Here is a 13,836-nt window from a genome sequence, read left to right as displayed (position 1 = left end):
TCCCTGCAGCCTGCGCTCAGCTCAGCCGCTGGCGCAGCCCGCTGGCGCGGACGACCCGTCGCTGGACGGCGGCCCGGACCTCCTCCTCGGACCCGACCACCCGCACCTGCCGCTCGGCGCGGGTCACGGCGGTGTAGAACAGCTCCCGGGTCAGCAGCGGGCTGTCCAGCTCGGGGAGCAGCACGGTGACCTCCCGGGCCTGGCTGCCCTGCGCCTTGTGGATCGTCATGGCATGCATGGTCTCGACGTCGCCGAGGCGGGAGGGGGCATACCGGGTGCGTCCCCCCGTGCCGTCGATGACTGCCATCCGCACCGGGACCCCGGCGGGCGTCTGCGAGGCCACGACCACGCCGGTGTCGCCGTTGAGGACGCCGGTGGCGTAGTCGTTGGCGGTGACGAGCAGCGGCCGGCCGAGGTACATCGGCTCGTAGAAGCTCAGCCCGGTCTCCTCGGCCATCCACGTCTCGACGAGGTGGTTCCACCGGCGCACCCCGCGCTCACCCTCCCGGTGGGCGCAGAGCAGGCGGTGGCGGTGCAGCGCCGCGAGGGTGGCGTCGTCGTCCCCCGTCCGGGCGGCCCGCAGGATGTCGAGGGCCTGCCCGGTGAGGACCTGCCGCAGGTATGCCTCCGGCTCGTTCCCGCGCTCCCAGCGCACCTCGTCGCTGCCCGCGGAGAGCGCGGCCACCACGGCGTCCGCGTCACCGACCCGCAGGGCGTGGGCGAGCGCGCCGATGGTCTCCCCGAAGCGGTGGACCGTCCGCAGCCGGACGAGGGCGAGCGGAGCCGGCCGCGGCGCCTCGGCGGGGGCGTCTTGGCTGGCGGGGCCGTCCTGGCTGCCGGAGGTCTCGGGCGCGTCGTGGTCGGTCGTGTCCCGACCGGGGGCGTCCCGCTCGGGGACGGCGGCCACCAGGTCGGCCAGCACCGCGCCTGCCTCGACCGAGACGAGCTGGTCGGCGTCCCCCACGAGCACGAGCCGGGCGGTGGGCCGCAGCGCCTCCAGCAGCCGGGCCATCTGGGTGAGCGAGACCATCGAGGCCTCGTCGACCAGGACGACGTCGTGGGGGAGGCGGTTGCCGCGGTGGTGCCGGAAGCGGCTGCGGGAGCCGGGCCGCCACCCGAGCAGCCGGTGCAGGGTGCGCGGCTCGACCTCGCGCAGCCGGTCGACGACGGCCCTGTCCGAGGACGCCGGCGTGCGGGCCTCGATCTCGTCCAGCGCCCGGTCCACCGCCGCCTTGACCCGCGCGGCGGCCTTGCCGGTCGGCGCGGCCAGCCCGACCCGGGGTGGTCGCTCACCGGCGGCGAGGGCCTGCTCGGCCAGCAGGGTCAGCACGCCCGCCACGGTCGTCGTCTTGCCGGTGCCCGGACCGCCGGTGATGACGCCGGTCCGGGAGCGGACGACCACCTCGGCCGCCGCTCGCTGCTCGGCGTATCCCGCCCCCGGGAAGATCCGGGCCAGCCCGGCGCTCAGCACCTCCTCGTCCACCTCGGGAGGGCCGAGCGCGGCCCGGGCCCGCAGGTCGGCCGCCACCTGGCCCTCCTGGTGGTGGTAGCGCTGGAGGTAGACGAGACCGCTGGCCTCCTCCACGACGAGCCCGCCCGCGGCCGCGAGCCGGCTCCCGGCGACCTCCTCGGCCCACCCCGCCGGGTCCGGCCACGGCAGGTCGGGGAGGGCCTGCGCCCCCTGGGTGGCGAGGGCGGCGAGGTCGACGGCCACCGACCCCGAGCGGACGGCCCGGGTCGCGACCGCCGCGGCGAGGACGACGTGGACGTCCTTCTCGTCGGCGGCCCGTGCCAGCCCGGTGGCCACGTGCACGTCGGCGGCGGTGAGCAGACCGGCGTCGTTGAAGGCACGCAGCACGGTGCCGGGGGCCGTCGTCAGGGCCCGGCGGCGGTCGTGCTCGTCGAGGGGCGCGACGAGGTCCAGCACGGCCGCACCGGCCTCGACGTCGTCACGGGGACCGGCCGCACCGGCCGCCGTCCCGGTTCCGCCTCCGGTGGTCACAGCGTCCACGACGTCCGCCGTGCCGGTCGGGTCACCGGTCGGCTCGCTCACGCGACCACCCCCGTCGTCCGGTCCGCCCCGTCGAGCAGGTCGGAGACGCCGACGACCAGCGCCACCGGCGGTCGCCACGAGAAGACGCCGCACGGCACACCGTCGACGACCGGGGTGTCCGGTCCGCACATGCCGCGCAGGTAGAGGTAGAGCACGCCGCCGAGGTGCTGCTCGGGGTCGTAGCCGGGCAGCCGCCAGCGCAGGAAGCGGTGGGCGACGACGGCGTAGAGCAGCGCCTGCAGCGGGTAGGAGGAGTGCCCCATGGCCTCGGCCAACCGCTCCGGGCGGTAGTCCGCGGCGGTCAGCGGCTCCTCCGGGCTGCCCAGCCAGTTGGTCTTGTAGTCGACGACGAGGAAGGTGTCACCGCCCGTCGCGCGGACCCGGAGCACGACGTCGACCGACCCGGTGAGGTAGCCGCGCAGCTGCTGACCCGCGAGGTCCGGAGCCGCCTCGAGCACCTCGGCCCATCCGCGCACCGGGTCGCCCGGCGGCAGGTGGCCGCGCAGCAGCGGCACCAGGTCCCCGAGCACGGCCGCGCCGTCGCCCGGGAGCCCACGGCGCAGGTCGCCGCCGCCCAGCGGCAGCTCGAAGTCGAGCTCGCACAGGCGGTCCGAGGTCCCGACGTCGCGCAGCGTGGCGCCACCGGCGAGCGGCCCCAGCGGCGTGCGGCAGACGGCGACCAGGGCGTCGACGAGCTGGTCCTCCCCGTCCTCGCCCAGGTCCACCGGCCACTGGACCCGCTGCTCGCGCAGGTGGACGCGCAGCTCGCCGGCCAGGTCCTCGGCGCCGGGGTCCGCGTGCTCCAGCACCGCGTGCACGAGCGAGCCGAAGGTCGCGCCGACCGGGAGGTCGGCCATCGGCGAGGGCACCCCGGCGCCGGGCGCAGGGACCACCTCGCCCAGGCCGGGCAGGGCGGGGACGCTCTCGGCCACCGGGTCGGGGCCGCCGGGCTCGTCCTCCCGGCCGGTGAGGCCGACCTCGGGCTCGGAGGCCACCCCGGCGGCGGTGTCCAGGCTGGTCTCGGCGGGCGTGGACAGCGCGGTGTAGGACGTGCGCCGCCAGTCGTGGTCGACCCGGCGCGTCCACCGGGCGACCGCGAGCCCGGGCGCCTCCGGTGACGGCGCGGGCACGACGTCGCCCGCGTGGTCGGCCCGCTCGAGGGCGAAGGCCCCCTGCTGCGCCCACCGCCCCAGCCGCTGCGTCGCCGCGTCGTCCTGGCGCTGCACCGGCACCTGGTGCGGCACCTCGCCCTCCCCCGGCTCGCGCCCGAAGAGCACCCGGTGCAGGCCCGAGCTGCTGGCGTTGTTGACCGGCGCCCACCAGGTCACCACCTGGCTCTGCGCGCGGGTGAGCGCGACGTAGAGCAGCCGCAGCGACTCCCCGGCGTCCTCCTCCTTGTGCCGCCGCACCGCCTCGGCCCAGCCAGGGTTGGCGCGGTCGTCGCCACCGACGTCCAGGCAGCGGGTGCGCTCCGGCGGCTCGTCGTGGAACAGCGGGATGGCGGGGGAGTCGCTGACCCACCGGTCGCCCAGCGAGGGCAGGTAGACGACGGGGTACTGCAGGCCCTTGCTGCCGTGGATCGTCGCCAGCTGCACCGCGGCGGCGTCGCTGTCGAGGCGACGGGTCCGCGCACCGGCGCTCTGCGGGGAGTCCTCGGCCATCCCGGCGCGCAGCCACTCCAGCAGCGCGACCAGGCCGAGCTGGTCGCGCCGGGCGGTCTCGTGCAGCAGCTGGGCGACGTGCCGCAGGTCGGTGAGCGTGCGCTCTCCGCCGACCTGGGCCAGCACCCGCCCGGGCAGCCCGCGGGCGGTGAGCAGCTCGAGGACCGCGGCGATCCCCTGCCGGGCGTAGAGCCCGGCCAGCTCCCGGCAGGTGAGGGCCAGCTCGTCCTCGAGCTCGTCGTCCTGCCGCTCGCCGCGGTCGCCGACCCGGGCGACGGCATACCCGAGCAGGTCGGTGAGCGCGGCCGCCCGGGTCAGCACGGGGCGGTGCGGCGCGGCCATCGCCTCGAGCAGCGCGAGCCACTCGTGCGCGGCGCGGCTGTGCAGGACCGTGGAGCCGCCGGTGCTCACGGCGGGGATCCCGAGCTCGCGCAGCGCGCGTTGCGCCTCGTGCAGGTCCTTGGCGCGGTGGGCCAGCACGGCGACGTCACGCGCCTGCACCGGCCGCCTGTCGAAGGTGGCCCCGGAGGCCAGCAGGGCGGCCACGTCGTGGGCGAGGTCGCGCGCGATCCACGGTCGGACGGTCGGCATCCGGGTGTCGCCGCCGAGGTGGTCACGCAGCAGCACCTGCCGCAGCCGGACGGGCGCGGTGCTGGGGGCGCCGTGCAGCCGTGGACCGTCCCGGTGCGCCGTGACCGGGTGCACGACGATCTGCTCGTCGCCGAGCTGGGCCCCGGAGAGCATCGCCCCCAGCGCCTGCACCACGCCGGGGTCGGAGCGGTAGTTGCGCAGCAGGGTGCGCCGCTGGTCCGCCGTCCCTGCGGCCGTGAGGTAGGTCGGGACGTCGCCGCCCCGGAAGGCGTAGATCGCCTGCTTCGGGTCGCCGATGAGCACCATCGCGTGGGCGTGGCCGGAGAAGGCACGGTCGAGCACCGACCACTGGATGGGGTCGGTGTCCTGGAACTCGTCGACGAGCACGACCCGCCAGCGCTGCCGCATCCGGGTCCGCGCAGGGGACTGCTCGCCCTCCAGCGCGCCGGCGAGCTGGGTGAGCAGGTCGTTGTAGTGCAGCACCTGCAGCCGCTGCTTGCGCAGGTCGAGCTCCTCCCGCACGGCCCGGGCGAAGCGGACCCGTCGGTCGGGCACCGAGCGTGGCTCGGCGGCGGTGGGGCGCAGCTCGGCGTGGACGTCGTCGACGACGGTCCGGGCGATCTGCAGCGCCTCCCGGCGGGTGAAGAAGGGCTCGTCGTCGCGCAGCGCGAAGGCGCGCAGGTAGAGGTCGTCCACGACCTCGACGAGCAGCCGGTCCAGGTCGTCCACGAGCTCGGCGTCGGCGTCCGCCGTCCCCGCGACACCCAGGCTGCGCAGCACCTGCTGGCAGAACTGGTGCGTGGTGGCGATGGTGGCGGCGTCGATGTCGGAGAGGGCCGTCCGCAGCCGTCGGCGGCGGACCGTCCGTTCCTGCTCGTCGGCGTCCAGCAGCAGCGTGACCAGGTCGTCGTCCCCGCCCCCGGTCGGCGGGTCGGCCAGGGCGCGCTCGGCCGCGACCAGCTGCTCGCGCACCCGGGCGCGCAGCTCCTGGCTCGCGGCCCGGCCGAAGGTGACGACCAGCATCTCCGGGAGGGTCACGACACCCTCGGCGACGTAGCGGGTCACCAGCGCCGCGATGGTCCACGTCTTGCCGGTCCCCGCGCTGGCCTCGAGCAGCACGGTGCCGGTGGGCAGGGGGTCGGTGATCGAGAAGGGGGTCAGTGCGCTCACAGCCGCTCCTTGCGCTCGGCGCCGTCGGTCAGCACCGGGCCCCACACCCGCAGCGCCAGCTGCCCCAGCCGGTGCTCCACGCCCGGGGTCCACCGCTCGTCGTCGCGGGGGACGCCGAGGATGTCGCGCAGGGGCACCGCGTCGCCGTGGACGTAGGCGTGGCTCGGGTCGTCCTGCTCCTTGGGGAAGGCCGTCTCGAAGGTGTCGTCGGTGCGCCACTCGCGCACCGCGTCCAGGGTCGCGGCGTGCGCGTCGCCCGGGCCCCGGAGGTATGCCTCCGCCCAGGTCAGCGCGGTCCGCGGCGGCAGCGGCAGCGGCTCGACGAGCCCGCGCGAGCGCAGGTCGACGAGCTGGTCCAGCAGCGCGAGGGCGCGGTCGGGGTCGTGCGGGCCGTGGGTGAGGTGCACACCCCCCGGCCGACGCCCGCGCTTCTGGGCCCCGAGGAGGTGGCTGGTCGCCTCCGGGCCCAGCGCGGCGGCGAGGACCAGGGAGGTGATCCAGGAGCGCAGCCGCTGCTTGGCCCGCACGGTGGAGTAGGTCGCGGTGACGACGCGGCTGCCGACCAACCCGGTGAGGGTGCCGGTCAGCCGGGTGCCGCTGGGCAGCACGAGGTCGACGTCGAGGGTCTCCCGCTCCAGGGGCACCCCCCAGCCGCCCCGCCCGGCCGTGCGCCACGTGGCCTCGGCCACGATCTGCGCCTGCTCGGTGACCTCGCGCAGGACACCGGCCCCGAGCGCGCGGGGCGGCAGCTCGCCGCGCCACAGCTCGGCGTCGACGGTGGCCCCCGGGTCGCGCCCGGCCAGCACCGCCTGCAGCACCCGGTCGCCGACCGCCCACTTCTGCAGCCCGCCCAGGTCGATGGGGATGCCCTCGCCCTGCTCCTCGGGCACCTCGGGGAGCACGAGGCCCAGCCGGTCGCGCAGGTAGGCGCGGGCGGGGTGGTCGAAGAAGCGCAGCAGCGCGTCCAGCTCGACCTGGTCACCGGGGAGGGGCTCCAGGCCCGGGTCGACGGGTCGGGGTCGCGGCGCCCGGGGGGAGACGGCGGCCCGGCCCCCAGCCAGCGCCGCCGGGTCGTAGCTGAACGGCCCGCCGTCGGGCAGCAGCGCCGGCGCGCCCGGGTGCGAGGCGCCGAGGTTGCGCGGGTCGAAGGGCTGCAGCGGATGGTGGGCCAGCACGCGGCATACCCCCGGGGAGGAGGGGTCCGCGGTCCGCCGGACCGCGTCAAGCAGCTCGCCCAGCGGCACCGCCGGCGGACGCGCTGCACCGGTGTGCTCGTCGAAACCGGTGTAGGTGATGACGAGCGTGTCGCCGGCCGCCATGACCGCGTCGAGCAGCAGCTGGCGGTCCTCGCTGCGCGGGTCGCGCTCCCCGGTGACCGGGCGACGCGCGGTGGCGTCGTCACCGTCCGGGGCCGTGGTGCGGGGGAAGACGCCGTCGTCGAGGCCGACGAGGGCGACGACCCGGTGCGGGACCGAGCGCATCGGCACCATGGTGCAGACGGTGAGCGTGCCGGTGCGGAAGTTGGACCGCGTGGCCCGCCCGGCCGCGTGCTCCTCGAGCAGGGCGTGCACGTCGGAGAGGGAGAGGGACAGCCCCGGACCGTCCCCCGCCCGGGTGCCGGCGTGCGTCCCGACGAGGTCGAGCTCGCGACGCAGCTGGGTGACCTGCCAGCCGTCCGACAGGGCGACGTCGGCCAGCCCGAGGACGCCGTCGGTGAGCGTCCCGACCCACTCGGCGACCGTGTCGGCCCGGCGCAGGGCGCGCAGGGTGGCGCCCAGCCGGGCGACGAGCTCGGCCAGCCGCCCGGCCAGGTCGAGGTCGGCGCTGTCGAGGTCGTCGAGGCCGAGGGTCGTACCGAGGTGGTCGAGCTCCTCGCCGTCGACGGCGGCGCCGACGAGCACCCGGGCGAGCCCGGACTCCCAGGTGTTCTGGCTCAGCCCGGGCAGGGCGTAGTCCGAGCGGTGGGCGTCGTCCAGGCCCCACCGGATCGCGACGGCACCCACCCAGTCACCGATCCGTTCCAGGTCGTCGTCGTCCAGCCCGAAGCGGCGACGCACCGCCGCGGTGCGGGCGAGGTCGAGCACCTCTCCGGCGCCGAGCCGGCCCCCCGCGAGCCCGACCAGCCGGGCGGCCAGCGCGAGCAGGGGGTTGGCCACGGTCGGGGAGCGGTCGGCGAGCCGGACCCGCAGCGTGTGCGCGGGGTGCGTGGCGGGAACCTCCCCACCGGGACCGGTCTCGCGCGCCACCTCGCCCAGCCCGAACCCGGCGTGGACGAGGGGCGCGTAGGTGTCGATGTCCGGGCACATGACGAGGATGTCGCGCGGCTCCAGGGTGGGGTCGTGCTCCAGCAGGTCGGCGAGCACGTCGCGCAGGACCTCGACCTGGCGCGACCGCCCGTGGCAGGCGTGCACCTGGACGCTGCGGTCCTCGGCGGGGACCTGCCGGTCGGTCCGCTCGGCGTCCGTGGGGACGTGGTCGGCCTCGAGATCGGCCTGGAGCAGCTGCAGGAGCGTGGGGGAGGAGGGGGTGCGGCCGCCGGCGCGACCGGGTGGGCCGGAGGCGGCCGGGGTCCGCGCGTGCGGCTCGCCGGGGGTATGGGGTGCCAGCGCCAGGGTGCGCTGCAGCTCGCGGGCGTCCCGCCCCAGGCTGGCGAGCAGCGGGTGGTCGACGAGCAGGGCGCTGTCGTCCTCCTCGCGCGGGACCGGCCCTGCGGGGTGGGTACCGGCCAGGGCGTCCCACGCCGCCGGGGACGCCTGCGGCAGCCACAGGTGGACGTCGCGCCGCTGCGCGATGGCCGCAAGGACCTCCACCTCGCTGCGGGCGATGCGGGTGTGCCCGAAGAGCGAGAGCCGGCCCGGCAGGTCGAGCGGCGGGGTGCCCGCCCCGGTCGGGTCGCCCGGGGCTGCCCGCAGCGCCCCGACCACCCGGTCGTGACGCACGTCCGGTGGCTCGGCGTCCACCCGGCGCAGCACCTCCCGCCACAGCGGGGGCTGCCAGGCGAGGTCCGGCTCGACCGTTCCTCCCAGACCGTCGCTCTGACCGCCGCCCCGCCAGTCGGTGAGCATCGCCGGGCGGGAGGAGGCGTAGGAGGCGAACAGGCCCACCAGGCGGCGCGCCACGGCATACCTCCGACCGCGGCGCAGCCCGGCAGTCGGGTCGGTCGAGCCGTGACCCAGGTGGGTGGCGAGCGTGCCCGCCCACCCCTCGTCCAGGCTGGCGTCGATCGACTCCAGCACCGGCCAGACCAGGCGGTCCGGGTGCCACGGGTCGTCGCGCTCGATGCCCAGGACCATCGAGACCAGCGAGTGCGGGTGGAGGAAGCGGACCCCGGCGCACACCCCGTCGTGCCCCGCCGGCCCGGCCCCGAGCGTGTGCGAGAGCCGCTGCGCCAGCCAGCGCTCGACCCCCTTGGCGGGGACCGCCACCACCTCTTCGGCGAACGGGTCCGGCAGCGGCGTCGCCAGCAGGTCGGCCAGGCCCTCCGCCAGGGCCGCCGTGCTGGTGTCGCGGTGCACGAACAGGGTCACGGCGCCGACCCTATCCACGCCGACCGACGGACCCGGGGCCCCGGTCCGGTGGCCCCCGCGCCCGCCGCCGCGCAGACTGGGCCCATGTCCACCCCTGACGTCATCACCCTGACCCGACCGGACGGCGACCTGCCGGTGCACCGTTTCGGCCCCGCCGAACCGTCCGGCGCCGGCATCGTCCTCGTGCAGGAGATCTTCGGCGTCTCCTCTTACGTGCGCGACCGTGCGAGGGACCTCGCCGCGCAGGGGTACGAGGTACACGTCCCCGAGCTCTACTGGCGGATCCCGGACCACGAGGTCGACGAGGAGGCCGAGGGGATGCTGGAGCGCGGCATGGAGCTCATGGCCGCGACCGACTGGGACGACGCGGTCAGTGACACCCTCGCGGCGACCGAGCACCTGCGCGGGCAGCTCGCGGGACGGGTCGGTCTGGTCGGGTTCTGCTACGGCGGCGGGGTCGCCTTCGCGACCGCCGCGCGGACCGAGGTCGACGCCCTGGTGTCCTACTACGGGTCCGCGCTGCCGCAGCTGCTGGACCTCGCGCCCCAGGTCACCGCCCCGAGCCTGCACCACTGGGGCACCGAGGACGCGTTCATCCCCCCGGCCACGGTCGAGGAGATCGAGCGTGCCCTGGACCGGGACGGGGTGGAGTTCGTCCGGCACGAGGGCGCCGGGCACGCCTTCGACAACCCGCACCCCGCCTTCCACCACGCCGAGGCCTCGGCGGCGGCGTGGCCGCGCACCCTGGCGTTCCTCGACACCCACCTGCGGCGCTGACCCCTGCCCCGGAATCAGGGGGCGGGTGCGTACCCTGGGGAGGTATGCGGTACGGATGGGTGGCAGTAGGCAGGATGGTGGGTGCGGCCATGCTGGTGGCACTGACGGCGGTGGTCGGGGGTTGTTCGGCCGACGCGCAGGATCCGGGTGTGGCCGCGTCACCAGGGGGTGAGGAGGGGGTGTCGGACCTGACCGCCATGCTCGAGCCCTACGGCATCCCTGGTGACGACGTGCGCGAGGCGATCGAGGCGCTCGACCAGGTGCCGGAGCAGCGTCCGCTGGCCGTGACCGGGTCGGTGCGGGCGCAGGAGGTGGTCTTCAGCGACGGCGAGGAGGAGGTGGTCGTGCCCATCCCGGGCGACGAGGTCTACGTGTCGGTCGCCCCGTACGAGAGCACCACGCACGACTGCTTCCACCACGCGCTCGGGGGGTGCCAGGGCGAGCTGGCGGACACCGAGGTGCAGGTGCGCATCACCGACGAGCAGGGCGAGGTCCTGGTCGAGGAGACGGCGACGACCTACGCCAACGGATTCGTCGGCTACTGGCTCCCCAGCGGTACCTCGGGCACCGTGACCATGACCCGAGAGGGCGACACGGGATCGGCGGCCTTCGACACCGGCCCGCAGGGCGCGACCTGCATCACCACACTGCGGCTCACCTGAGCCCGGCGGGGTCTTGTCAGGGGCCCAGGCTGCTCCTAGGCTGATGCTGTGCGTATGACGAATCGCATTGCATGATGAGCAACAGATATCCCTCCGCCTCCCTGGAGTGGTTGCTGGAGCGGGCGCGCCTGGAGATCCTGCCCACGGCGTCGGTGGCCGAGCAGGTCCATGCTCACGTCGAGCCCGGCCGGACGGTCACCGTGACGGCCTCCCCCGCCAAGGGGCTGGAGGCCACCCTCGCGGTCACCGAGCAGCTCGCCGACCGCTACCACGTGGTGCCCCACCTGGCGGCGCGCATGATCCAGCGCGACCACCTGCCGGGCCTCGTGGAGCACCTCCAGGGCCTGGGGGTCACCGAGGTCTTCGTTCCGGGGGGTGACGCAGTGCCGACCGAGACCACCTTCACCAACGCCCTGGACCTGCTCGTCGAGCTGGAGCAGATGGGCCGCCCCTTCGAGCGGGTGGGGATCACCGGCTACCCCGAGTCGCACCCGGGCATCGACGACGACGTCATCGTCCAGTCCATGTGGGACAAGCGGCGCTACGCGACCGACATCGTCTCCAACATGACCTTCGACGACGAGCAGGTGGGCCAGTGGCTCGAGCGGGTCCGCCGCCGCGGCATCGAGCACCCGGTCTGGGTCGGCGTTCCCGGACCGGTCGACCCGGCCAAGCTGTTGCGGATGGCGAGCATGATCGGGGTCGGGGACTCGGTGCGCTTTCTGCGCAAGCAGCGCGGTGTCTTCGCCAGGATCGCGCTGCCCGGGTTCTCGACCACCCGATTCGTGCGACGCATCGCCGCTCTGGCCGGTACCCAGCGCCTCAACATCGGCGGGCTCCACCTCTACAGCTTCAACCAGATCGAGAAGACCGAGGCCTGGCGTCGCGAGCAGCTGGGCGCTGTGGCGCGGCTGCGCGACCGGAGCGTCGGTCCGTGAGAGGGTGGGGAAACCGGCGCAGAAGGGGTGGCGCGTCGGTCTCGCACCCCGTTGCGCAGGACGCGTAGAGTTGCGTCATGCGCAATCACGAGGAGACCACCGGGTCTGCGGTCCAGTCCGTGGACCGCGCCCTGACGGTTCTCGAGATCCTGGCCAGGGTGGGCGAGGCGGGGGTCGGTGAGGTGGCGGCGGCTCTGGGCGTGCACAAGTCCACGGCCAGCCGCCTCGTGTCGACGCTCGCCGCCCACGATCTCGTCGAGCTCACGGGTGAGCGTGGGCGGGTTCGCCTCGGGGTGGGCGTCCTGCGCCTGGCGGGGTCGACCAGCGCACGGCTGGACCTGGTGCAGGAGGCTCGCCCGGTCTGCCAGGAGCTGGCCTCCGACACCAACGAGACGGTCAACATCGCGGTTCTCGGCGGACGCTCGGCGCTCTACATCGACCAGGTCATCGGACCGTCGACCATCACCTCGCACAACTGGGTCGGCCAGCACATCCCGCTGCACGCGACGAGCAACGGGCGAGTGCTGGTGAGCGAGCTGCCTGCCCGGGAGAGGCGGGCCACCTGGGGCGACCTCACGGCATACACCGAGCGCACGGTCACCGATCCCGACGAGCTCGACCGTCTGGTCGACGCGGCACGGGAGCAGGGGTATGCCGTGGTGCAGGACGAGCTCGACGTGGGGCTCAGTGCGGTGGCCGCACCGGTGCGCAACGCGCACGGCGAGGTCTGCGCCTCGATGAGCGTGTCCGGTCCGAGCTTCCGGATGGACGCCGAGCGGATCCGAGAGCTCGTCCCGTCGCTGCTGAGCGCCGCGGACGAGGTGTCGTCGCGGCTGGGCTGGCACCGCGGCCCCGCCGCCTCCGCGCCCGAACCGGCCTGACGCCCCACCGGGCCCCGACCGCGGCGGCGGTCAGGGCCCGGCGGGCCGGCGGCAGGGGCTCAGAACGACTGCTGTCCCTGCTTGAGCACCTCGCGGGTGTTCGGGTTGACGGACGGGCGGAACGGCACGTCCACGATCACCGCGTCGACCGGCTGCCCGGGCGTCTCGGCATACTCCTCCGGCAGCCACACGCGCACCTGCGTGCCGGTGCCGCTCATGCCGACGGGCACGTAGCCCAGGGCGATGTTGGTCTCGAGCTCGGGGGAGTACCACGGAGAGGTCAGGTAACCGACCGGGTCGTCGGAGTCCGTGGTGCTGACCAGCCAGAAGTCGGGGGCGTAGTCGGTGATGGGCTTGCCGCCCAGCCGGAGCCCGACCAGCATGAGGTCGAACGGGGGCTGGCCGGCCTCGAGCTGCTCGCGCTGCGCCTCGAGCGCCGCTTTGCCGATGTAGTCCTCCTCCTTCTTGCGTGGCACCTGGTAGGCCAGGTTGGTCTGCAGCGGCGAGGTCTCGGCGTCCATGTCCTGCCCCCACGAGAGGATGCCCGCCTGCACGCGGCGCGGGTGGGCCGGGGCGATGACCCGCAGGTGGTGCGCCTCGCCCGCCTCCAGGATGGCGTTCCACATCTCCTCGGCGTGCAGCGTGGCGTCGTAGAGGTAGATCTCGTAGCCCTTCTCCCCGGTGAACCCGGTCTGGGAGACGATGACCGGCAGCCCCGCGACCTCGGCGGCGGCGAGACCGTAGTTGGGGATGTCGGAGACCATGGGGCCGATGAGGTCGCGCATGAGGGCCTCGGACCTGGGCCCCTGGATCTGCACCGGGCAGACGTCGATCTCGTCGATGGTGACGTCGTACCCCTTGCTGATGTTGACCCCCTGCAGCCAGAACATCAGGCTGGAGTCGGACAGGCTGAACCAGAACTCGTCCTCGCTGATCCGCAGCAGCACCGGGTCGTTGAGGATCCCCCCGGCCTCGTTGCACAGGATGACGTAGCGGGCGTGCATCGGGGTGATGGTCTTGGCCTGCCGGGTGATGACGTAGTTGACGAAGTCCTCCGCGTCCGGGCCCTTGACCTGGATCTGCCGCTCGACCGCGACGTTCCACAGCGTGACGTCCTCGACGACCGACCGGTGCTCGGCCAGGGGCCCGCCCTCCTCCATGGAGAGGTAGCCCCGGGGGTGGTAGACGCGGTTGTAGACCTCCGCCCGCCAGGCCCCCGCCTCGACCGAGAGGTGCCAGTAGGGCGACTTGCGGATGCGGGTCGAGATGAGCAGCTGCATCGGGGTGGGCCCGGTCTGCCGGAGGTTGACGGGGACCGAGCGTCCCTGCTGCACCGTCGGGTGGTTGTGGTTGACCGGCTGGTCGTGCTCCGGGGCCGAGGCCCGCGACGCGTCGTCGGTCGTGGTGATGATCGGGGTTGCCGCCATGGGCGTCGCCCTCCTGTCGTGCGGGGTCGACATCGGCGTCGACGGGGTGGTGGGCTGTTTTCCAGCGTACTTCGGACGCTACACCCGAGGTTTCGTCTTGTGCAATGAACTTCGTCATACGCAACGTATGGCGTGTCGCCGCCGTGTCT

8 protein-coding genes are annotated in these 13,836 nt (G+C 74.7%); 4 read left to right on the top strand and 4 right to left on the bottom strand.

All coding sequences use genetic code 11. The features are described from left to right. Positions 1–16: 16 nt before the first annotated feature. From recD to recC, 3 genes are read right to left on the bottom strand one after another with little or no spacing between them, the layout of a single operon-like run. Positions 17–2,053, bottom strand: coding sequence for an exodeoxyribonuclease V subunit alpha (gene recD, locus AVL62_RS04240; RefSeq protein WP_235585525.1), 2,037 nt, complete (start codon positions 2,051–2,053; stop codon positions 17–19). After that, positions 2,050–5,475, bottom strand: a complete 3,426-nt coding sequence (locus tag AVL62_RS04235; RefSeq protein ID WP_083518682.1) for a UvrD-helicase domain-containing protein — start codon at positions 5,473–5,475, stop codon at positions 2,050–2,052. The genes recD and AVL62_RS04235 overlap by 4 nt, the downstream gene beginning before the upstream one ends. Continuing rightward, positions 5,472–9,002, bottom strand: coding sequence for an exodeoxyribonuclease V subunit gamma (recC, locus tag AVL62_RS04230; protein ID WP_058890426.1), 3,531 nt, complete (start codon positions 9,000–9,002; stop codon positions 5,472–5,474). The genes AVL62_RS04235 and recC overlap by 4 nt, the downstream gene beginning before the upstream one ends. Positions 9,003–9,086: 84 nt before the next feature. Between recC and AVL62_RS04225 the strand changes: the two genes are divergently transcribed. The 4 genes from AVL62_RS04225 to AVL62_RS04210 all read left to right on the top strand — a co-directional run bounded on the left by AVL62_RS04225 (position 9,087) and on the right by AVL62_RS04210 (position 12,260). Beyond that, positions 9,087–9,779 (top strand): dienelactone hydrolase family protein, encoded by a 693-nt coding sequence (locus AVL62_RS04225; protein ID WP_058890425.1) that lies wholly within the window; start codon positions 9,087–9,089, stop codon positions 9,777–9,779. Positions 9,780–9,928: 149 nt separating this feature from the next. Beyond that, positions 9,929–10,441, top strand: a complete 513-nt coding sequence (locus AVL62_RS04220; RefSeq protein ID WP_235585523.1) for a CueP family metal-binding protein — start codon at positions 9,929–9,931, stop codon at positions 10,439–10,441. 74 nt (positions 10,442–10,515) lie between these two features. Beyond that, positions 10,516–11,379, top strand: coding sequence for a methylenetetrahydrofolate reductase (locus AVL62_RS04215; RefSeq protein ID WP_058890457.1), 864 nt, complete (start codon positions 10,516–10,518; stop codon positions 11,377–11,379). A gap of 77 nt (positions 11,380–11,456) precedes the next feature. Then, positions 11,457–12,260 (top strand): IclR family transcriptional regulator, encoded by an 804-nt coding sequence (locus AVL62_RS04210; RefSeq protein WP_058890423.1) that lies wholly within the window; start codon positions 11,457–11,459, stop codon positions 12,258–12,260. Positions 12,261–12,319: 59 nt separating this feature from the next. Here AVL62_RS04210 and AVL62_RS04205 read toward each other — a convergent pair whose 3' ends face one another. Then, the gene (locus AVL62_RS04205; protein WP_083518680.1) at positions 12,320–13,687 is read right to left on the bottom strand and encodes an aminomethyltransferase family protein; all 1,368 of its coding nucleotides are present in this window, start codon (positions 13,685–13,687) and stop codon (positions 12,320–12,322) included. Positions 13,688–13,836 lie beyond the last annotated feature (149 nt).

Origin of the sequence: Serinicoccus chungangensis (assembly GCF_001483745.1) — a bacterium.
GTDB classification, from domain to species: Bacteria; Actinomycetota; Actinomycetes; order Actinomycetales; family Dermatophilaceae; genus Ornithinicoccus; species Ornithinicoccus chungangensis_A.
The sequence above is the reverse complement of the archived record's forward strand: the minus strand, read 5'-3'. Positions and strand labels throughout refer to the sequence as shown.